Raw genomic sequence first — 21,009 nt, forward strand, 5'->3', positions numbered from 1 at the left:
GCCAATGTCAGTAGCATTTCGTGTGGAACAGGTAGATTATCCTTTTCCCGCTAAACCACAGCCCTTATCAGACGATCGTAAAGCCGAATTAAAGGCTGAGATCAAGTCATTGCTTAAAGCACGTAATGCCGTGATGGTTGCGCATTACTATACCGACCCTGAAATTCAAGCACTTGCTGAAGAAACGGGTGGGTGCGTTGCAGACTCTCTTGAAATGGCACGTTTTGGACGAGACGCAAAAGAGCAAACGCTTATTGTCGCTGGCGTAAAGTTTATGGGTGAAACTGCTAAAATCCTTAGCCCTGAGAAACAGGTGCTAATGCCAACCCTAGAAGCGACTTGTTCACTTGACCTAGGCTGCCCGATAGACGTATTCAGCGAATTTTGCGATCAGCACCCAGACCATACTGTTGTGGTATATGCTAATACCTCTGCAGCAGTAAAGGCACGTGCTGATTGGGTTGTAACGTCAAGTATTGCACTTGAAATCGTGGAACATCTAGATAGCCAAGGCAAAAAGATTATCTGGGGGCCAGATAGGCACTTAGGCGCTTATATCGCTAAGCAAACCGGTGCAGACATGTTGATGTGGCAGGGCGAGTGCATAGTTCATGATGAATTCTCTGCGCAGAAGCTTAACGATATGAAAAAAGCTTACCCTAACGCAGCAATTCTTGTGCATCCTGAGTCGCCAGCAAGTGTTGTTGAATTAGCGGATGCCGTTGGTTCAACCAGTCAGTTAATCAGCGCATCACAAAAAATGGACAACGACACCTTTATTGTGGCAACAGACAAAGGCATTTTCTACAAGATGCAACAGTTGACCCCAAACAAGACGTTTATCGAGGCTCCAACAGGCGGTAACGGCGCTACGTGTAAAAGTTGTGCTCACTGTCCATGGATGGCAATGAACGGCTTAGAAGCGATTAAGGCGTCTTTACAGAGCAACGCGACCGGCCATGAAATCTTTGTTGATGAACAATTACGAACAGAAGCACTTATACCGCTTGACCGTATGTTAAATTTTTCAGCAGAACTAAAAGCAAAAGGTGGCCTGTAAACCATCGCGGTTGATTTATAAGCACTTGTTCACTTATTTTTAGCAAGTTCTTGATAAAGCGCGTGGCTTTACCTACTATACGCGCGCTCAGGAAGAATTGTTGGTAACAGCAATGCCTGAAACAAAATTTGGAGAGGTGGCTGAGTGGCTGAAGGCGCACGCCTGGAAAGTGTGTTTAGGGTTAAACCTAACGAGGGTTCGAATCCCTCTCTCTCCGCCAAATAGCATCGAGGCCTTGCATGACGCAGGGCCTTGCTGTTTCTAGGGTTTAGAGAATCGACCTTGCGGACCAACTGGTACAAAAGGTTGGTACAAATGAGTATAATGAGTTCTCCGTTTAAGCATCCAAGTTCAGGCACTTATTACCTCAGAAAAGGTGTGCCCAAACATCTCACCTCAGTGATAGGTAAGACTGAATTTAAGCAGTCACTGCGAACAAAAGACCTCCGTGAAGCTAAAAAACGAATCATCCCGTTACTCGCTGACATAGATCAGCAACTGGATTTTGCAGAGTTAACGCTTAGGGGAGAAAATAATCACGAATTAAGCTTGCGCGATTGCCAGATAATAGCAAATCGCTGGTATGTATCTGCTCGTGAAAAAGTCCAAAAAACAGATTCATACGATGATTTCCTTGTGTACCACAATCAAGAAAACGAAGGCTTAGTATGGGACTCATCACAAAAGGATTATAGAAACCTTGAGGTGTATGCTCACTGGTTTGGGCTCTCTGATACGCTGTCGTTACAAGGCTCAGAAATATTGCGTGCATCTAATTCAGAGTTGCAAGGTTTTGCTCAGGAGCTCGCCCACCTAATTGACCCACAGCTTAAATTAAATGGGTTGTCTATACCTCGTTCAAGCATTTCATATATCAATTTAGCGAAGGCTTTTTATAGTCATTTAGTGGACTTGGAAAAGCTTTGCTTAAGTCGTTATAGGGGTAAATGGAATGATGAACCCAGAGACATGTCATTGTCCAATGAACCGCTCTCTACGGACTCTGGGAGTACTACATTATCAATGACTTTAGTAGGCCCTAAAGACTCTATATCTAACGTTTATGAGCGTTGGAGAGCTTCTGACGAGCTTCAGCACAAGAATAATCAATCGAGACTTAAGACGTTAGATGAAACCAAGTCAAAGGTAGAGCGATTTGTGTCAATTTTGGGTGATATGGATATCGCTACTATCAAGAAAAGCCATATAGCTCAGTTTAGGGATACGTTGCTACAACTCCCCAAGAGCAGAACCCGTCAGATAAAGCGCATGACTATTTCTGAGCAGATTGAGTACGCCTCAAGCAATTCGTTAAACCTGTTATCTTCCAATACAGTGACCAATGCGATAAAGCAGATATCTCCAGTATTTACTTACGCTGTCGAGTTGGGCCTCATTTCGTTTAATCCTACTTTTGGGGTATCTGTTAAAAATACTCAGAAAAGGACCGAGGTAGACGACAAAGGCAGAGGGTACACACCTAAAGACTTCACAAAACTGTTTTCTGATGAAGTATTTACAGACCCAAGGTTCAGTCACAAATACGGTTTAGCCTGCTATTGGGTTCCTCTGCTTTGCAGGTATACAGGCGCTCGTTTGGCGGAGATAGCCCAGTTAGATCATTCTGATGTAAGTTGTAGTGAGCAGGGCATACACTATCTAAATATCCGTAGAGGTGAAGGTCAGAGTGTGAAGACTGATTCTTCTCTGAGACATATTCCAATAGCTGAGCATATTTTAGAATTAGGCTTTTTAGATTATGTTGATAGACATAGAGGGCGACTTTTCCCAGATATCCCCGTAGGAACTTATGGTAAAAACTCAGTCGCATTTAGTAAGTGGTGGAGTTCAAAGGTTAAATCAAAAGGAGTATCAATAAGTCAACCTGCTCATGCTTTCAGGCATGCTTTCAAGACAGATATGCGTACCCTAAATGTATCAGATAGTGTAAGTGATGCTATAACAGGTCATTCAGCAAAATCTGAGGGAGCTCGTTACGGAACAGTCCCGCTTGAGACAAAAAAGGAAGCCATCGACAGGCTCCCTAAACTAAGTCTTGTTAGACTTTATTGACGTTTCTCTACCTTGAGACTAAGGGGGGAGGGGGCGAGGTAATGACCTCCACTGACGATTGCGTCGTTCCGTGATTCTTAAAAAAAACGTGTGATAAGTTTGGTGGAATTTGTGGTTAAAATTTAGTCGTAAACTTTTTGGGTTTTTATGTGAATTAAAGGGTGGATGCGACTTAGTTTTTTTTAGTGATGATGGGTACACCTGAGAATCATTAAAGTGTACTCACATCATCTAGCATAGCGTTTTAGATAGGGTCAATATCATCAAGGCCCGTAACGTCATCATCTGTAACCAGATTACTGAAACAAGCACCACAGCGCGTCCATAAGTCCACCTCAGGGCAATGAGCCTCATGGCCGCAATCAGAACACTTGCAGACGCCCTCAGAGCCTCTAGCGGTCAATAGACCAATAAGGGTAGCCACTACATTCAATCCCTTATCTGTGCTTGTTAAAAGTCCACCCGCGTTGTCTTGTGCATTTATTTGTTTATGCTCCTTTACCTGCTGTTACTGCCATTGCTTTGACGTCTGTGCCTGCTGGGTGGTCTCCTTCATTGGTGATGAGTTCCCATGTAGGCTTAAATTCCTCATTCCACTTATCAAGCTCCTGCCATAGCTTAGCATTCTTAACGGTTTTCTTGTTGGCTCCCTTCCAATTGTTAGTCTTCCATCCTGCTAACCATGTGTTGATACCTTGGTTGATGTAATTGCTTGAGGTGTAGACCGTAATTGGCCTGTCTGCTAACTGCCTTTCATTAATGCGTCTGAAAGCCTCAACAACTGCTGTAAGCTCCATTGTTTGTTGTGTGGTAGCTGATGCGCTCCCTTTAAGCCCTGATCGTTGTAGGTTGTTCTCGTTGTCTCTACGGGTCATTAAGAAAGCCCATCCACCTCTCTTGGTCTGTGAGACCCAAGAACTATGGAAATAAACGCGTAGTGTGTTGTCTGTTGGTTGTGTCATTACTACTCCTTATGACATAGTTATGCACCCCCTGATAAGCTCAGAGGGCACTTTGAAATAATAACTAGATGAATCTGTTATTGTGAGAGCTTAAACATGCAATATGATGCTAATTTAAAAACAGCACCTCGCTACTGAGTAGAAAAGTACTACTGTATCGTCAAGGCGTGCTCTCTGAGGCGTCGCGCACATCTCTTCAAGCCGCGCCACCAAAGGGATTTGCAAAGGTCATTGATGTGTTTTTCGTGGTAACTGTGCGGGTCTTTGAATTAAGCTAGAAATCATCAACTGATTGCTCTTGAGGCCCCTCATAAGACTCATCTAGTTCACCACTACCAAGACCAATTCCATAGACAAGAGCTGATGAAAACGATTCGTTAGCGTTGCTTACTGTGTGTCTCCAAGGCTCCGTGCTGCCTCCTTTGAACCTATTCAGTTGATGCTCCAGCATTATCTGTGGTGGCTTTCCTTGAGGTAAGAAATCTGAGTTAATATCTACAATACTGTTTTTCTTAGAAACGTATTTCTTGAGTTCTAACTCTCCAACAAGTCCTGTTAAGTCATATTGTCCACTAGACCACTCTCTTACCTTTGCTGCTGTTTCAAAGGGCCTTTTATTGGTGTAAACCCTAAAACCATGATCTATTGATTCTTTGTTGTAAGCCATTTTGTTGGCTTTAGCTGTGGCAACCATAAGGTTTGCAGTGGTAAAACGACCTTGAAACCCATCCCCTTTTGCTGGGTCCCTGTGGCTAATATGGTAATCATAGATTGGCTTTAGTTGACCCCTTACTTTTTTAAAACCTAAGCCCTTCTTACGCTCTTTCCAAAGGGCATGAATCCCCTTAATATCATTCTCATCGATAGGCATACTAACTGGTGACTGCCTCTTAGCTGCCTCTGCAAACCAGCGACCAAATTCAGATTGCCAGAACTGACCTCCAAAACAATCTTTACACTTTGTACTCAACCGCCCGTTTGACCGTTTGGCTGGCATTCTACGTTTACCACATTCACTACACTTTCTTGGTGTTACTTTTCTACTCATTGATAATTACTTAATCTTTCTCAGAGACTGCTAGAGCCCGTTGCACTGTTGATAATGACACACCTACCCCAGAGGCAATTTTACGAAGCGATACACCCTCTGAGCGCAGTGTGTGGATGCGCTGGTGGTTAGATTGATTAACTGGACGCCCACGATACTTACCTGCTTGTTTGGCCTTTTCTATGCCTTCCTGACGCCTCTCTTGAATCATTGATAGCTCAAACTGGGCAACAGCTCCTAACATGCTTAGCATTAAGTCAGACATTGCATCAGACCCACCAGCATTGAAGCACAAAGCCTCTCTATGAAACTTTACGTTGATTCCTTGTGAGTTCCATTGGGTTACGAGTGTCTTGAGGTCTACAAGGTTTCTAGCGAGTCTATCAATGCTATGAACATGAATAGTATCTCCCTCTCTGGCATATTCCTTGAGGTCTTCTAGTGCTGGACGGTTAGTAGTACCACCACTACAGCGGTCAATGAATTGCTTCTTGAAAGAGAGCCCAGAGTCTGACAACTGACGGTCTGTGTTTTGGTCCGTAGTAGAGACCCTGATGTAAGCTAAGTCAGCCACTTCCTGTACCTGTTTGATTCTAAGAGGTGGCGGAGGGTAAAGTACCCATAAATAAAAATCAAGTCATAGAGGTACGATTGAGGGCGGTTTTGACTATGCTCGTATGGGTATACCTATTGAATACGCTTTTAAATTACTTTATTTAATCATTCACTGGTGTTATCAAATATATATAGCCGTTCTGGATAGGCAAAGCTAATCTATGAGAAAAGTTAGAAAAATTAATATGAATGATTACGTTCAGTCGTTAAGTGACTACATCGAGATTATTGGTACGTTCGATCTTAGCAGTCCTAACTCCCAGTTTCTGTTCAGAGGCCAAGACGTGAAAGGAAATCTACTTCCCAGTATCGCAAGGAAAATACCTTCAGAAGACACCACTGTCAAAGAAAAGCAAATGCTTGATAACATACGTATGATGGGGGCTGCTTTTCTGAAGGAAAGCGAGAATACAGACCTTGACCATTTAGTACTTGCTCAGCATCATAGTATGAAGACTAGATTATTAGATTGGAGTACAAATCCATTAGTAGCATTATGGTTTGCTTGCAATAGCAAAGAGGACCGTGACGTCTACGTATACATTTTGGACCCCAGTAAATTCTTGAATAAAAGCGTTTACGAGAATGACCCGTTCAAACAGGAAGAGACCTGCGTCTTTCAGCCGCGTTTAAACAATAATAGGATTATAGCCCAACATGGCTGGTTCACTCTTCACCGTTTTTCGAAGAGCTCTAACGCTTTTGTACCCTTAGAAAAGAATCGCAAAGTTAAAGAATTTATCCATGAGCTTAAAATAGCAAAAAAATCTAAGCCAGATTTACTTAATGAGCTAGATAAGTATGGGATTAGCAATCGCACTCTATTCCCTGATTTAGAAGGGCTCTGTACCTACCAAAATTGGAAGTTTGAGCAATTCCACTAAAGGCAACAGTCCAAGTTTGTGTACGCGTAAGTTTGCTTTTTGGTCTTGGAGCTACTTGTTACTCTATATCCTGAAGAGGGGGGGCTATAAGTAGAACCCCACTATTAAAGTGTTAACTTCAAGAAAACTGAGTCACGCTATTGGCTGCTGACTTCTCTAGCTAGATTTGACCCAAATAGCAATCAAAGAGCTGCGTTTGTTCTTTCAATTGTGTCAGCTTCTAGTATAGACAGATTCTTTAGTTCAAGCAGAGCATGATGCGGATTGAAGTCTTCATGTATTAAACTGAGATGTTGAAGGTCTAAGGTCAAGTCTTCTTCTTTAAAGCTAGTCCCCATCACTATTGCATACCCAGTTAAAAGTGCCCAAGTTTTTTCAATGGTTAAATTCTTATTACTCACTAGTGGTAATTTTATTTGCTTGAATTGTTCTGACTCAGAGCGGAATAAGTGTTTCACAAATTCTAGTATGATAAACAAGCAGCTAAACACTGACACAACGAACCATATCCATGAAGTAAATATGAAAAACACGTATAGACTGGGTAAAAACAAAACATGTTGTGATGGCAGCTTTTTGTTGCCATGATCAGGAAAGGTTCTTCTTAAGTGTTTTTCAATAGCGCGTTGACCTGTTATTGATGAAGTCAAAAATCTAAGGAATGAGGCTATTACAGACATAATCAATGCAGCAAAAACCCCTGCTAAATAAATTTGGACCCAAAATAAATCCATAATCCTCTCATAGCCAATTTTTGTTTCTAGGACATAGCCCAACAATAGCAATGAGCACACAGGAATGACTAAAAATATATGAGCAGGGATGCCTTCACCGCTTACCACCTTTCCCACGTAATAAGAGATGAGCAGGCCTGTAGTCATTCCAAAAGTTATTCCTACAACATCGATAACTTCTTCACCATCATTACCGTTTAGAAACTCTATAGTAAGAAGGGTGAACGCAAAAAATACAGATAATGCTGAGATATATGAAGCCAATACGCGCATAATTTTTCTCCAAGCTTGGAAATTCTGTAAAGTAATTATTTAACATCAGAATTAATGAGCGTACAAAGTAAACGTAAAAAGCCAGAACCTTGAGTGATAATAAGAATAGTTGTTTCGAGTGAAGGAGGGGCTGCTTTGGGTTCAGCCTGCGCATGTCTGTAAAAATGACACGCATTCACCCACTCAATAAAAGATTTTATAAGTTTCTCTGTAACTAATTTTTCATTGCTGCATTGAATAGGGGCAAGTATTAAAGGACTTAATCGATCAGTTATAAGGTTTTTATTTAACTGTGAACCGTTAGTTATTTCTTTGGCGGCAGATTCAACTGCATCAAAGACGCTTCTTACTGAGCCTCTGGTATTTATAGGCTCCTCGTCAAGGTAAAGGAATGTGCGCTCGTAGTGCTCTTTGGCTACTCTTAACTGAACTTTGTCGAGATGTTCAATAGCACCTGCTCTAGTCGCCTCAAAAGCTTCGTCTATAAATAAGTGGACAACTCCTTTCGAGTCCATTTGATATTTTACATGTTCTTCCCTAAACACCTTATTCGTGAAGTCTACCCAGCTTTCTTCATAACGAGGCCTGTTGTGCAATAAGCTGAAAATAAAAGTAAGTGTGTCTAGAAAATCTCGTAATTCACATTCAGAAAAGAAATCTGGAAGGTAATAGTAGCCGTTATAGTCGTTTTCGATTTCGATACCACATTCTAGCTCAATTATTTTTACAAGCTGATATTGTTCAATAGGTAAAGCCTCAAACTTAGATAAAAGCCTTACTCTCATTCTCTCACTGTCAGAACGAACATCGCCTTTTTCACAATATAGCTGGCTAAATTTCACATAAAATCCTTTTAAGACATGTTTCTAAACATCAAGTATAACTAAAGTGAAGTTTTTTTTAGAACGTTTTGAAAATTTTATTGATGAGAACAGCGTGAGCGGAATGTATTAGTAACATCTTATTCTTAATAGGTTTTAAGTAAATGAAAGATAGCTTTATAGTTTTAAATGCCTACATTCAGAGGCTCGGCCCCTTTTCAGCTTACTCCCACAGAATCAACGAATGAACAGGTTGGTAACTATGGGTTACAACAATTGGCTACGCAATATTATTGCGTTTGAGCCTTAAACTAGCTTATAAAAACGAAGTCTAAGCTGATAATATGTACAAAAGCCTAGTACAAAGCATTATAGGTTGGTATTATTAAGTCATTGTTTTACATTGTTTTATCTTTGGTCTCGCATTTACGAGGGTTCGAATCCCTCTCTCTCCGCCAAATAATGAAAGCCCCGCTTTTTTCGAAAAGCGGGGCTTTTTTTGTATCTACACATAAGCATATCCACAGGCCACATCAAGTTTATTAATGTATTCAAGCTCATACTATTTGTATACGTAGCATGTTTAATTTAAGCGTTACCAATGTCAAACTGGCCTAGGAGATTAACCATATAAGAGCAGGGAATGCGCATGAAAGAAAAAGAAAAAATTGCATTGTTTATAGATGCGGATAACGCCCCCGCGGCGAAAATTGAAACGATACTTTCCGAATTGGCCCGTTACGGTGTGGTTAATATTAGAAAAGCATACGGAAACTGGAAAAGCGCAAACATAAAACCGTGGGAGGATGTACTGCATGAATTTGCTATTCAGCCAATACAGCAGTTTGATCTGACAAAAGGTAAAAATGCCACTGACATAGCTTTGGTAATTGATGCAATGGATATTCTGTATACGAAAGATATTGATTCAATTTGTTTAGTATCCTCTGATTGTGATTTTACGCCACTTGTTACACGTGCATTAGCCGACGGTAAAGTCGTTATTGGTTTTGGCGAACGGAAAGCCCCAGCCGCTTTTGTAAATAGTTGTTCGAAATTCTTATACCTTGATGAAGAAGCGAGTGACGAAAAACCGATTGAAAAGTCTAAGCCAAATATAAAAAGCGACACGAAGTTGATGAATATGTTGCGCCAAGCCATAGACGCAACTGAAGACGATACAGGATGGGCTAATCTCGGAACTGTTGGTAAGCATATCTCAAATCATGCGTCTTTCGATCCTCGAAACTACGGCTTCAAAAAGCTAAAAGATTTGTTTGCAGCCATTGATCTTTTCGAAATAAAAATCAAAAACGGCAGCGGTACCTATATTCGTGATAAGCGCAAACAACATCACAACCATTAAATGCACTTCTCAGCAGGTTAATGCACACAAACGAATTTTCACTACGGGTGGTGTTTATTGTTAGTTGTTTATTGCTGGTGCAACCTACCTCGCTCAATAATGTCATTGAACGGTGTATCAGCAGGCAATGTACCGAATACCAACCCTTGTTGTAAGCCTAAACGCGCGCGACAAAACAACGCTGCTAGTGATGTATCGTCGGTGTTAAGTAACAGTGATGCTTGCAATGCAAGTGCGATATGCTCAACAACTAATCGGCTTCGCACCTCAAGCGTTTCTTTATCTTCAAAGGCGATGACCAGTGCGGCGACATGGTTGTCATAAAATGCGTTTTTACCATGTGCTAACGCGAGCTCGTTGAACAATGCGGTTTTTGCTTGTGGTTCTTTGGTAAGGGTTCTAAGTACATCGAGGCATTGCACATTCGCACTACCTTCCCAAATCGAGTTAAGCGGTGCTTGGCGGTAAAGCCTAGGCATTATGTTCTCTTCTACATAACCAATCCCCCCTAAACACTCTTGGGCTTCATTGATGAAAGCCGGTGTGCGCTTACAAATCCAATACTTGCCAATGGCGGTAGCAAGACGAGCAAAAGCGGCTTCGCTTTCGTTGTTTTTGGCCGCATCGACTGCGCTTGCGACGCGCATGGTCAAGGCCAAGCTTGCACTGCATTCTAAGGTTAAATCGGCAAGCACATTTGCCATTAGCGGTTGGGCAATAAGTTTGTCACCAAACGCTTCACGGTGACTTACATGGTGTAATGCCTGTACAAGCCCTTGACGCATTAATGCTGTAGAGCCAATCATGCAATCGAGGCGTGTTAGCGACACCATGTCGATAATAACTGGTACACCTCGGCCTTCATCGCCAACAAGATACGCAGTGGCACCTTGAAACTCTACTTCAGAAGACGCATTGCTCCAATCCCCTAGCTTGTCTTTTAAACGTTGAATGCGAACGTGGTTTAATGTTCCATCGGGTAGTAGGCGAGGGAGTAAAAAACAACTCAACCCCGCTTCGGTTTGCGCAAGCACGAGATGCGCGTCGCAAAGCGGTGCTGAATAGAAAAATTTGTGGCCTACTATTCGATAACTGCCGTCTGGTTGCTTTGTTGCGCGCGTAGTATTACGACGCACGTCTGAACCGCCTTGTTTTTCTGTCATTCCCATACCAATGGTTAGGCCTTTTTTTTGCTCAGCGGGAAGTGCGCGCTGATCATATTGGCCGGATATGATTTTAGACACCCACCAATCTGGCAGCACCTGTGCATTTCTCAGCGCAGGTATTGACGCATGGGTCATGGTTAGTGGGCATGTCGTGCCGGCATCTGCCTGAGCATGCATAAATAAGAGTGCGGCTCTGATAACATGAGCGCCGGAACGTTGCTCATTGCGCCAAGAGTAGCTATGAACTTCAGCGTTCATTGCTGTACCCATAAGTTGATGATAGGCGGGGTGAAATTCGACGTTGTCTATACGGCGGCCGTAGCGATCAAAGGGGTGAAAAATAGGTTTGTGTCGATTGGCGAGCTCGCCCGCGTCCATCAGTGAAAAGCCTGCTTCCTGACCAAACATATCTAGCTTTTTCTCAGCATGCTCAATGATATCGTCGTTAGCATAATGCCTAACGGCGCGAGTTAACATTGTGTCACACGACCACAGATTATACGGGGTAATCAATTCGGGCTGGTTTTCAACGATGTGAGTCTGAAACATAGTTGTATCGTTCATTTTTCTGCCTTTTTAAGGTCGTATCATGTCGAGAGAAATTAAACATTACGCTTTTGTTCTTTGTTCGTCAATTAGTGTAATGTTATGGTTGGGTTATCACACCGTCGTTAAAAAATGCTTCGCAGCGTAAGAGAGCGAGACGATAGGGGGATTTAGTTTGCGACACGATTTACAATTCGATACATTCTCGTAGGCTAGTTTTTGTAACCATTTTAAGGGGCAATACGGATTGATGTTGGCGATGGAAAATAATGACAAACCTGCGCCGCGCCGCTTGTTGCTAAAGCTTTTTAGCTCGCGAGATGGTGTGCAAATGAATGCGAGCAGCGCCGTCCGCATTGGCGCGCTCTTTGGTATTTCTGAAAATAATATAAGAGTGACGTTAACGAGGTTACAGTCTGCAAACTTATTGCAACTTGTTGAACGTGGCTTTTATGAGCTTGGGCCTGAGGGCAAGTTACTCGCAAGCCAAATTAATGCATGGCCTACGGTTGAAACCTCTCTGTGCGCTTGGCGAGATGATTGGATAGCCGCGCTCACAAACACCTTGGGAAAAAGTGATCGAAGTGCCAAGCGAGTGCGAGAAAGAGCATTCAAGCTAACGGGTATGAAAGAAGTCTCAAAAGATTTTTATATCCGCCCTAACAACGTCGTTGGGGGAGTTGATGAAGTACGCAACCGATTGCTTAGTCTAGGGCTAGATAAACGTACACTGGTCTTTAATACCTCACAGTTTTCGCTGCAACAAGAGGAAGTAAACCGAAGCCAATGGCATAGTGAAGCCCTAGAAAAAGGTTATCAAACCGGGTTGCAAGAAATACAGCAGTCGCTGTTACGCCTTAACCGCTTATCGTTAGATGACGCGGCAAAGGAATCTTACCTCGTAGGAGATAGAGCGTTACAGCAGCTGGTTTTCGATCCACTATTACCTGCACCGCTGGTTGATGTCTCGTTACGAAAACGTTATCGCGCAAAAGTGTACGAATACGATAAAGAAGGGGCCGCTATTTGGCAAAGGTTTCTCGCGCTCGACGACTAAGGTAGTGTTGATACAACGTATGTATTTCTTCCTGCATGTTTTGCTTTATATAGCGCTTCGTCGGCGTATTTAATTAATGTTTCAAGAGAAAACGTGTGCGTATGGGAGACGACCACGGCACCAATAGAGCAAGATACAAACGTGGATGGCGCGTTGTCAGGCTGTTTCAATCCTTTTTGTTCCCACTTTTTACGTACCTGCTCGCAGCAATATTCAACCTGTTCTTGAGATAGTCCACTCGCTACTATCATGAACTCTTCACCTCCGTATCGACCTAATATGTCGGTTTTCCGCTGAAAAACGTCTCGCATAATATCGGCATGAGCAACAATTGCAGCATCGCCTTGCTGGTGGCCGAAGGCATCATTAAAGTATTTGAAATGGTCTAAATCCAACATGAATAAAGAAAAAGAGAGATGTTGGCGTTCACACAACGAGGCCATTCGCTCGCTTTCTTTCATCAGCGCTCTTCGGTTTAGTAGGCCGGTTAGCGCATCTTCTTGGCTTAAGGTGTTAAGTAGCAGTACCATTTTATCTAAACGGTATTTTGCATAAGCACAGATAAACAGTGAGGCGGCGACAAACGCAGTGGATATCATTACTCTGTCACCGTATGCAGGTGCTACCGTCATTAACCCAATGAAACCTACTATGCATATTAGTGATGCAGCCAACGCCAGTTTATAGGCTAACCCTAGCGCGAAGACGCAATAAAAAGCATAAAGGATGGTGCCCTCATAGGGGAAAGCAAAGCTATACAACTGCCAGTTCGTATAAATGATGTGGTAATTTGCAAAGGTTAACCCCACCATGAGTGCTGCAAATATTTGGTTTTTGATTTTAAGAAAGTACGACGTATAGGAAATAGCAAAAACAACAACGATAAGAGGGATTTGTATCAAAAATCGATTTATTAGATAGTCGTGATGTTGTGACGCAGAGAGCAGGTCTAAATCGGTGACAACAAATGCAGCAACCAATAATGCTCCAATAACGAGTGCCACCCTTAGTCTCAATACTTCTTTTGGCTCACCCAGCCTTTCCATGTATTCTCCAAAAAGAAAGCAATTGCCTTTACTCAGTATAGCCGCGTTATCTCTGCGAAAAGCAAATTTTTGACGCTAATTGAGCATTTCTGAAAAAAGTTATCTATCCTTATCACAATAAAAAATAAAGCTATGTTTTTGTTTTTAAGAATAATAGAGGCACTAGAATGAAAAGCAACTCAGCCGTATTAATGTTCTTAGCTATATTTGCCATATTTATTAACAGCGCAATGGCGCAAGCTGGCGATATCGACTTCACCTACCTAGAGGGAGGGATTATTGGTGGCTTTGTTAACGACATAGAAACAACAGGGACGGTAACGGGCAGTAGCCCTCTAGAGGTAGAGAGTGATGCCAATGGTGGTTGGTTCATTGGCGGTGCATGGCAGTTTAGTAATCAAATGCACCTTTTTGGAGAGTACGCATCACTTGGCCAAGAGCTTGAAATACCTAGCGACAGCGCCACTGTAGCGGGCGAGTACGACGTGGTGCGTTGGCGAATTGGCGTGGGTTATCAATACTCTTTCTCGAAAATGCTGGCTTACTACGGTCGGCTAAGCTTTGATCAGCTAGCGTTCAAAGATGCGCGCGCGGCAGGATTTAACCTAGATGTCGACGCTGACGATAGCGGACTCGGTGCGGAGTTTGGCGTTACTTGGGTTGCAACGTCGGCTTTACATCTTCAGGGTCATGCACGTTACACAGCGGTCGGTGGTGTCGCATCTAGTGGAAGCGAGCCTTTTGAATCCGATGTGCTGATTGGTGTGAACGGCCGCTGGCATTTGCGCCCCAACTTCGCGGTGGTCGCAGGCTACGAATATGGAAAAATTACCACGTTGAATGTGGGCGTGCGTTTGTTATTCTAAACGCACGCTAAAACCTGCCGATGGTGGTTAATCCCACGTATTTACAATTTATAGCGATGTAACTTCCTATTGCAGCTACCAGCTCGACGTGTTCGTTTAGCCTCAAGCTAACGTTAGCCGTTGATTTGTGCTTTTTATCCAACATTTAAGGTGCACTATCAATAAGCCCTTCAACGTCTTCAATGAGATCGTTTATGCTGTCTAACAAGTGCGCTTTTTGTTTTGGCGTTATCGTGTTGGCCAGTTCGGTTGCAAGGTGTAAATACGCGGTTCTGTTTTCTTCCCGTTTCGCCAAGTACTCTTCTGACCTGTAATTATCAGGGTGTTGTAATAAATCAGTGAGAGCTTGGACAAACGCGACATTATCGGTTTTTCGTGCAAATAACTTTCGCGCTTCATTTTGCATAGTAATACGATAGGCCAACCAGTTTGTGCGAGTGTTAGTAAAGTAAACAGCGTTTTTCTTTATTAGTGCTTCTTGCTGTTCAGTAAGCGCGCCTAACCGGTCTTCTACTTGCTCAGAAAATTGCTCTATTAGCTTTTCCGTTTTTTCCTCAGCGCTCAGTGAATTGTACTCTATAAGGTCTTCACTTTTTTCTTCGTTCTGCTTTCGAATTGCTGCAAACAAATAAATAATCTGCTCGTCATTAAGGCGCGTAGCGAGCTCGGCTAATTCAGGCGCCACTCTTTGGCGCAGCGTAATAATGTGCTTATTCGCTTGATCTAAGTGCTTCGCAATGGTGTCTTTGTTTAAGTTGTTGGTTTCAATATCACGTTTTAATTCGTTTAATTGGCGTATATAAAGCGCCAGTTGCTCGCTTCTATGCCAATCAATCCACCCCGTTAAGGTATTATCAAATACCTTTTCTTGTGGATCGGTAAGTTCGACGTAATCGTCCATATACCAATAGATGAGCCAATCTAAATTGTTATAGGCCAGCTTTGATGAACAGCCTGCAAGCAAAAAGATGCCTATAAAAACAATGAATTTTTTCATGTAAAGTGTGGTTCCAGCATAGTGTGAAAAACGTGACGGTTTAACGTGTTATTGTGTTGATACTTTGATTTTGCCATTATGGCTTAATTACGCGTATGGTTTTGAGCTAAATACACGTTATAAGTTCACTACGAAATTTGTCTATACTAATCTGCCTGGGTCGCTACGGAGTGTACATGTCTAATCATGAAATGTTGAATTATGTCGAGTTTCCCTCAAACGACCTGGTAAAAAGTAAATCTTTCTTCGAACAGGTATTTGCATGGTCATTTACAGACTATGGGCCCGAATACAGTGCGTTTAGTGGTGCGGGTATGGACGGTGGACTATATGCATCAACGGCATCTATCTTAGGTGCTGAGCGTGGTGCTTTATTGGTATTTTACAGTAACGATATTCATGCTACTCAGGCTAAAATTATACAGGAGGGTGGGGAAGTAATACGAGCTATTTTCGATTTCCCAGGTGGGTGTCGTTTTCATTTCAAAGAGCCTGGGGGAAACGAATTTGCTGTATGGTCAGAGCATCAGTAATGCACTAAATATCGGCTTATAAAAAAGCCCGTATTATAACGGGCTCTGTCAATCACAGTGGTCGTTATTTCCCAAGCACAATACGCAACATTCTTCTGAGCGGCTCAGCGGCCCCCCAAAGTAGTTGGTCGCCCACCGTGAACGCCGAGATATACTCCGGGCCCATTGAAAGTTTTCGAATACGGCCAACAGGAATAGATAAAGTACCGGTTACCTTCGCCGGAGTAAGCTCCTGCATAGTAATATCACGATCGTTTGGTATTACTTTTACCCATTCATTGTGCTCTGCAAGCATGCGTTCGATTTCATCCACGGGTAAGTCTTTTTTGAGTTTTAGCGTTATCGCTTGGCTGTGACAGCGCATAGCACCCACGCGCACACAAATACCATCAATCGGCACTTCCTTTTCTTTTATGCCAAGGATTTTGTTTGCTTCCGCTTGTGCTTTCCACTCTTCACGGCTTTGGCCTGAAGGAAGTTGTGAATCGATATAGGGAATTAAGCTGCCAGCAAGCGGTACACCGAACTGTTCACTGGGATACTCGTTGCTTCGAATAAATTCAGAAACGTGTTGGTCTATTTCTAAAATTGCGGTAGCAGGGTTATCCACTTTCTCTTTTACATTGGCATGAATTGCGCCCATTTGGCTGATAAGTTCGCGCATATGCTTAGCACCAGAGCCCGATGCCGCCTGATAGGTCATGGGTGATGCCCATTCAACAAGGTCGTTTTCAAACAGACCACCAAGTGCTAGCAACATAAGTGATACCGTACAGTTGCCGCCAACGAATGTTCGTATACCACGGGCAATGCCGTTGTCTATCTCTGTGCGGTTAACCGGGTCTAAAATAATAACGGCATCGTCTTCCATACGAAGTGCTGATGCTGCGTCGATCCAATAGCCATTCCAGCCCGCTTTGCGCAGCTTCGGGTAAACACTTTTCGTGTAGTCACCGCCTTGGCAGGTAATGATAATGTCTTGTTTCGCTAACGCATCAATATCGAAAGCATCTTCTAATACACCTGCATTTTTACCTGCAAAATCGGGTGCGGGTAGGCCTTTTTGTGACGTGGTAAAAAATGTGGGAGCGATGTGAGAAAAGTCCTGTTCTTCTTGCATACGTTGCATCAGAACAGAGCCAACCATGCCTCGCCATCCTACTAACCCAACTTGTTGTTCAGACATTGAATTTTGAACCCTTTTATTTCTATCTATGAGCAGAACGTCGGTAATGTGCTTACCAACCCTAACTCTGTCGCTTTCATTATTATGAAGGCAGTCTATAAATAATTTGAAAGCCTGGCTATAACGTTTTTATAAATAATTTGTTATGCATATAAGTTTGAGTACTTCATGGGCATAACGTGCTCGTTATGCGATATTTTGAACCTGAACACTTGCCATTTAACACGTCACTTTCTATTCTGAAGAGGTGAAAAGGGGAGCAATATGGCAATAACCAGTATTATGTCAACGCGTGTTGTTAGCGTGCATATGGACGATAGCTTACAGTCACTCAGAGAGCTTTTTTCTGCTACGGGCTTTCATCATTTAGTGGTCGTTCATGACAATACATTGCAAGGTATTATATCTGACCGAGACTTACTTAAAGCGTCGAGCCCATTTATAGATACCATAAGTGAGAGGGCAAGAGATCGTGCTCTGTTAGAGCGAAAAGCACATCAAATCATGACCAGAGATGTCATTACTTTGTCACCGACCGACTCTATTTATCGTGCTATCGAATTATTTAACGACAATAAAATATCGTGTTTACCCGTTGTTGATGCGAATCGGCATCCGGTAGGGATGGTGTCATGGCGAGATGTTATGGCGTATATGCAATCGCGAGTATTATCGAAGAAGTAGTGTGGCGGGGTAACATTTGAAAACAAAAGAGGTGCCATTAGGCACCTCTTTTTATATCAGCGATAGCTTACTCGAAACAAAATACTGTAAAGCACAGGAACCGCAATCAGCGTTAAAATGGTGGCAAACGTTAGCCCGCCCATTATGGTTACTGCCATGTCAGCAAAGAAAGCGTCAAACAATAAGGGCGCCATGCCCAATATAGTCGTGACGGCAGCAAGGGCAACCGGGCGCAAGCGGCTAAGTGTCGCCTCCACGATGGCATTGCTAATTTCGATACCTTCTTCAATCTGCAAGTCGATTTCTTCAATCAGTACAATGGCATTTTTGATTAACATGCCAAATAAGCTTAGAAAGCCAAGTAGCGACATAAAACCGAACGGCATATCCGTCAGTAGCAGACCAGTGACTACACCCACTATGGCCATCGGTACCACTAGCCAAATAATCAGTGGCTGTCGTGCGTGACCAAACAAAAGGACCGATATAATAAACATCACTAAGAAACCCGCAGGTAATCCTTTTCCAAGCGCCTTTTGTGCATCGGAAGAGCTTTCAAATTCACCACCCCATTCGAGACTGTAACCTGGTGGAAGCGGCATGTCTTCAATAAGTGGTCTGATACGCTCCAGTGCTTTTGCCGCCGTTTCATTGTCACCTGGCTCTGCTTCCACGGTAATGGTTCTTAGCCGGTCTTTTCGTTGAATACGTAATTCTTCCGGTAACGACTCAAGGCCCTTTGATACTTGCGCAAAGGGAACGTACTGGCGCTGCTGCGACGACCATACTTGCGAATCTCTTAATGCTTGTAGTTCACCGTCCGTGCTATTCCCCATCTTAGCGACGATGTCATAGGCATAGTCGCCGTCTTGTACCGTGCCTAATTTCAGCCCGCTACTCGCATACTGTACGGTTTGACTAAAATCTGAGTGCGACACGCCCGCGATACCAGCGTTGTAGTTGTCGTAAAGGGTATTAATGGCAAACCCTTTTTCGCGCCAGTTGTGCCTAATATCTTTGATGTTGCCGTCGTCAAATAAGATTTGTTTCGCCTGATCAGCTAACCGTCGTAATACCTCGGTATCTGGCCCAGCGAACCGCGCCTCTAATTTGGCGCCAGATCCTGGCCCAAACTGCATACGCTCCATGTAAAAGTTAGCATCTAAATCAATATCTTCTAAGCCATTTGCAAGCTGCTTTTGTACCGCTGAAACATTGTCCAGAGTATTTACTCTCACCATGAAAAACGCGTAGTTTTCGTTTGCGCTTTTAGGGGCATAAGTCAGGGTGAATCTATCTGCACCTTGCCCGATAAAGGTTGATACAGCAGTGACGTTGTCTAGCGCCAATAGGCGTTGTTCTGTTTCTTTAGCTTTTTCCTCAGTGGCGCGAATATCCCTATCTTGCGGGCCCCAGTAATGCACAAAAAACAGTGGCGCGTTTGAAGGCGGGAAGAACCCCTGTTTTACATAGCCGAAGCTACCATAGGCCACCACAGTAATAACAAGTAAGCCTGCGATAGTTACCCAGCGCAACTTGAGCGCGCCAGTAAGAATAGACGTAAACCAACGTTGCATGGCTGAGGGTTTGTCATCGTCGCTTTGCTTAACGCCTTTCTTATAAAAATAGTTACCAAGCACTGGAACAAGCGTTACCGCTAATACCCAGCTCATGATCAGAGACACAAGGACTACTGCGAATAACGAATAAAGAAATTCGCCTGTCGCATCGTCAGATAAGCCAATACCTGAAAATGCTGCAATACCTATTACTGTCGCCCCTAATAACGGCCACTGGGTGCGTTTAACAATGAAACTCGCAGAGTCTTTTGCCGAATTACCGGTGGCCATGCGAAGCATCATTCCTTCGGCAACAACGATGGCATTATCGACCAACATACCCATGGCAATAACCATGGCGCCTAGCGATATACGCTGAAGCTGAATGTTCATTAGCCACATAATCAAAATCGTACCCATGACGGTAACTAACAGAACCATGCCTACAACAACACCTGAGCGCCAGCCCATGAACAGACAAAGTGTTAACGTTACTACCGCTACAGACATTACAAGGTTAGCAATAAAGCCGTCTACTGACTCATCAACCACAGACGCTTGGTCGTAAATAGGGGTAAGCTCAATACCCACAGGAAGGGTTTCAAGCAGCGCGTTAACTTTTGCGTTTACTCGGTTGCCCACGTCTACAATGTTTACATCAGACAAGGCGGAAACTGCCAACGTCAACGCTTCTGAACCATTGTAACGGATAAGTACAGGTTGAATATCGGCGGGTTCAAGTTTCAAGGTTGCAACATCAGCAACGCGTAGCGAACGATTTGTTCCGGGTATTACAAGAGAAAGATTCGATATTTCTTCTAACCTATCGGGCGCACGTTCGACAATAAGACGCACGTTCTTTTCATCTATCTTTATTCGTCCACCGTTAAATGGGCGTAAGTTATCTTGAAATAGTTGTGCTAAATCAGGAAATGAGATCCCCAAGCCCGCTAATTGATAGGGGTTGATATAGGCAACAATACGCTCTTTTTGAACACCCGTAACCGTAACTTTCGCCACACCTTGCGTGGTCAGAAGCTCGCGACGTATAACGCGAGCAAATTCTCTTAGCTCTCGCGTATCAAAATCAGGTGCGCTCAGCGCATAGTAAAGCCCGTAAACGTCACCGAAATCATCGAACACCACTGGGTCACCCGAGCCTGCTGGAAGACTTGTAGCCACGTCTCTTAGCCTTTTTCTAAGCTCGTCCCATATTTGGGGAAGCTCGTTACTGTCAAAGTTACTTTTTACTTCAACAGTGATCTCGGATTTACCAGGCGACGAGGTCGATTTCAGTTTCTTTAGTTGCGACATTTGCTGGATCGCAATTTCTAGCGGCTCTGTTATCTCTCGCTCAACTTTTTGTGCGCCCGCACCAGGGTAGGCAGTGAACACTTTTACCTGTTTGATAGTGAATGCTGGGTCTTCAAGACGGCCAATTTCGGTCATGGCGATAATGCCGCCAAGAAGAAGGATAACCACCATAAGCCATACATTGACCGGCTTATCAATTGAGAAGCGAGCAATATCCAT

At 43.3% G+C, this 21,009-nt stretch carries 18 protein-coding genes and 1 tRNA gene; 9 read left to right on the forward strand and 10 right to left on the reverse strand.

All coding sequences use genetic code 11. From position 1 onward, the window contains the following. Positions 1-4 precede the first annotated feature (4 nt). From nadA to ACOJRU_RS05960, 3 genes are all read left to right on the forward strand, one after another. Complete coding sequence (nadA, locus tag ACOJRU_RS05950; protein ID WP_421134120.1) at positions 5-1,060, forward strand: quinolinate synthase NadA; 1,056 nt, start codon at positions 5-7, stop codon at positions 1,058-1,060. 130 nt (positions 1,061-1,190) lie between these two features. Beyond that, positions 1,191-1,280 (forward strand) — tRNA-Ser (locus ACOJRU_RS05955). Between the two features lie 104 nt (positions 1,281-1,384). After that, positions 1,385-3,133: a DUF6538 domain-containing protein gene (locus tag ACOJRU_RS05960; protein WP_421134121.1), complete on the forward strand. Its 1,749-nt coding sequence runs from the start codon at positions 1,385-1,387 to the stop codon at positions 3,131-3,133. Positions 3,134-3,621: 488 nt separating this feature from the next. Here the strand turns inward: ACOJRU_RS05960 and ACOJRU_RS05965 are convergent, their stop codons facing one another. From ACOJRU_RS05965 to ACOJRU_RS05975, 3 genes are all read right to left on the reverse strand, one after another. Continuing rightward, the gene (locus tag ACOJRU_RS05965) at positions 3,622-4,095 is read right to left on the reverse strand and encodes an RNase H family protein (protein ID WP_421134122.1); all 474 of its coding nucleotides are present in this window, start codon (positions 4,093-4,095) and stop codon (positions 3,622-3,624) included. A gap of 274 nt (positions 4,096-4,369) precedes the next feature. Beyond that, positions 4,370-5,143: a hypothetical protein gene (locus tag ACOJRU_RS05970; RefSeq protein WP_421134123.1), complete on the reverse strand. Its 774-nt coding sequence runs from the start codon at positions 5,141-5,143 to the stop codon at positions 4,370-4,372. A 10-nt stretch (positions 5,144-5,153) separates the two neighbouring features. Beyond that, a complete protein-coding gene (locus tag ACOJRU_RS05975) occupies positions 5,154-5,717 on the reverse strand; it encodes a recombinase family protein (protein ID WP_421134124.1) in 564 nt (187 codons plus the stop codon). A gap of 202 nt (positions 5,718-5,919) precedes the next feature. Between ACOJRU_RS05975 and ACOJRU_RS05980 the strand changes: the two genes are divergently transcribed. Further along, entirely contained in the window at positions 5,920-6,642 is a 723-nt protein-coding gene (locus ACOJRU_RS05980) for an FRG domain-containing protein (protein ID WP_421134125.1), read from the forward strand. A 182-nt stretch (positions 6,643-6,824) separates the two neighbouring features. Here ACOJRU_RS05980 and ACOJRU_RS05985 read toward each other — a convergent pair whose 3' ends face one another. Further along, on the reverse strand, positions 6,825-7,649 hold the full coding sequence (locus ACOJRU_RS05985) for a hypothetical protein (protein ID WP_421134126.1): 825 nt from the start codon (positions 7,647-7,649) through the stop codon (positions 6,825-6,827). Positions 7,650-7,684: 35 nt separating this feature from the next. Next, on the reverse strand, positions 7,685-8,491 hold the full coding sequence (locus ACOJRU_RS05990) for a hypothetical protein (RefSeq protein WP_421134127.1): 807 nt from the start codon (positions 8,489-8,491) through the stop codon (positions 7,685-7,687). Between the two features lie 628 nt (positions 8,492-9,119). On the opposite strand from ACOJRU_RS05990, the gene ACOJRU_RS05995 reads away from it, so the two are divergent. Beyond that, positions 9,120-9,836 (forward strand): NYN domain-containing protein, encoded by a 717-nt coding sequence (locus ACOJRU_RS05995; RefSeq protein ID WP_421134128.1) that lies wholly within the window; start codon positions 9,120-9,122, stop codon positions 9,834-9,836. Positions 9,837-9,904: 68 nt separating this feature from the next. Here ACOJRU_RS05995 and ACOJRU_RS06000 read toward each other — a convergent pair whose 3' ends face one another. After that, the gene (locus tag ACOJRU_RS06000) at positions 9,905-11,566 is read right to left on the reverse strand and encodes an isovaleryl-CoA dehydrogenase (protein ID WP_421134129.1); all 1,662 of its coding nucleotides are present in this window, start codon (positions 11,564-11,566) and stop codon (positions 9,905-9,907) included. A 241-nt stretch (positions 11,567-11,807) separates the two neighbouring features. Here ACOJRU_RS06000 and ACOJRU_RS06005 point away from each other — a divergent pair, with 241 nt between their 5' ends. Beyond that, positions 11,808-12,605, forward strand: a complete 798-nt coding sequence (locus ACOJRU_RS06005; protein ID WP_421134130.1) for a PaaX family transcriptional regulator — start codon at positions 11,808-11,810, stop codon at positions 12,603-12,605. Here ACOJRU_RS06005 and ACOJRU_RS06010 read toward each other — a convergent pair. Beyond that, positions 12,602-13,651, reverse strand: coding sequence for a GGDEF domain-containing protein (locus ACOJRU_RS06010; protein ID WP_421134131.1), 1,050 nt, complete (start codon positions 13,649-13,651; stop codon positions 12,602-12,604). The two genes, ACOJRU_RS06005 and ACOJRU_RS06010, sit on opposite strands and share 4 nt — an antisense overlap. A gap of 167 nt (positions 13,652-13,818) precedes the next feature. Here ACOJRU_RS06010 and ACOJRU_RS06015 point away from each other — a divergent pair, with 167 nt between their 5' ends. Beyond that, positions 13,819-14,517, forward strand: a complete 699-nt coding sequence (locus ACOJRU_RS06015; RefSeq protein ID WP_421134132.1) for a hypothetical protein — start codon at positions 13,819-13,821, stop codon at positions 14,515-14,517. Between the two features lie 145 nt (positions 14,518-14,662). Here ACOJRU_RS06015 and ACOJRU_RS06020 read toward each other — a convergent pair whose 3' ends face one another. Then, positions 14,663-15,514 (reverse strand): DUF6279 family lipoprotein, encoded by an 852-nt coding sequence (locus tag ACOJRU_RS06020; RefSeq protein ID WP_421134133.1) that lies wholly within the window; start codon positions 15,512-15,514, stop codon positions 14,663-14,665. Positions 15,515-15,690: 176 nt separating this feature from the next. On the opposite strand from ACOJRU_RS06020, the gene ACOJRU_RS06025 reads away from it, so the two are divergent. Next, positions 15,691-16,047 (forward strand): VOC family protein, encoded by a 357-nt coding sequence (locus ACOJRU_RS06025; protein ID WP_421134134.1) that lies wholly within the window; start codon positions 15,691-15,693, stop codon positions 16,045-16,047. A gap of 64 nt (positions 16,048-16,111) precedes the next feature. On the opposite strand, the gene asd is transcribed toward ACOJRU_RS06025, so the two are convergent. Further along, positions 16,112-17,233, reverse strand: coding sequence for an aspartate-semialdehyde dehydrogenase (gene asd / locus ACOJRU_RS06030; protein WP_421134135.1), 1,122 nt, complete (start codon positions 17,231-17,233; stop codon positions 16,112-16,114). Positions 17,234-17,497: 264 nt separating this feature from the next. On the opposite strand from asd, the gene ACOJRU_RS06035 reads away from it, so the two are divergent. Beyond that, on the forward strand, positions 17,498-17,917 hold the full coding sequence (locus ACOJRU_RS06035) for a CBS domain-containing protein (RefSeq protein WP_421134136.1): 420 nt from the start codon (positions 17,498-17,500) through the stop codon (positions 17,915-17,917). Positions 17,918-17,973: 56 nt separating this feature from the next. On the opposite strand, the gene ACOJRU_RS06040 is transcribed toward ACOJRU_RS06035, so the two are convergent. Beyond that, positions 17,974-21,009 (reverse strand): efflux RND transporter permease subunit, encoded by a 3,036-nt coding sequence (locus tag ACOJRU_RS06040; protein ID WP_421134137.1) that lies wholly within the window; start codon positions 21,007-21,009, stop codon positions 17,974-17,976.

Origin of the sequence: Alteromonas algae, from assembly GCF_049117195.1 — a bacterium.
Taxonomy (GTDB): Bacteria; Pseudomonadota; Gammaproteobacteria; order Enterobacterales; family Alteromonadaceae; genus Alteromonas.